Here is a 472-nt window from a genome sequence, read left to right as displayed (position 1 = left end):
GCGATGTCGCGCTGCTCGGCGAGGCTCGGAACGGGTACCTGAAGCGTCCTAAGGAACGCACATGTCAGCGCACCCTTCGTGCTGCCGCCGCCCGAGGCGACCTGCCGCAGGTAGTCGTACTGCGTTTCGAGGTAGTACCGCAGAAACTGTGGGAGGATCCGCTCCGTGTCAGTCTGGACGTACGCGAGGTGCTGGTTAATGGTCGCCTCTATCCGAAGCTCCGCGCAATGGCCCAGTGTCTTGCCTTGGCCGGTGATGGCGACCAGCACGGCCCCGGGCGAAAGCACAGGGAGGTGGCACTCCCGCAGAGCAATCGGCGTCACGAAGTGGTCAGCGCCTCGGATCTCGCTGTCGTAGACCTTCGCGCTCGTGAGCCACGGGAACGTGCCTCCGTCCCAATACTCGGGGACCGACTTCTTCGGCGTCGACCCGTTTCCGATCTTCCCTAGCTCTCCGAGCGGGACGACGTCCC

General features: G+C 64.6%; 1 protein-coding gene. It reads right to left on the bottom strand.

What is annotated here, in order from left to right; all coding sequences use genetic code 11:
• The coding region (locus Q0C41_RS30825; protein WP_291990784.1) for a restriction endonuclease subunit S at positions 1-472 on the bottom strand (472 nt) is incomplete at both ends.

It is taken from the genome of Luteitalea sp., from assembly GCF_022842525.1.
In the GTDB taxonomy this organism is placed as follows: domain Bacteria; phylum Acidobacteriota; class Vicinamibacteria; order Vicinamibacterales; family Vicinamibacteraceae; genus Luteitalea.
This window is presented reverse-complemented; position numbering and strand designations above follow the sequence as displayed.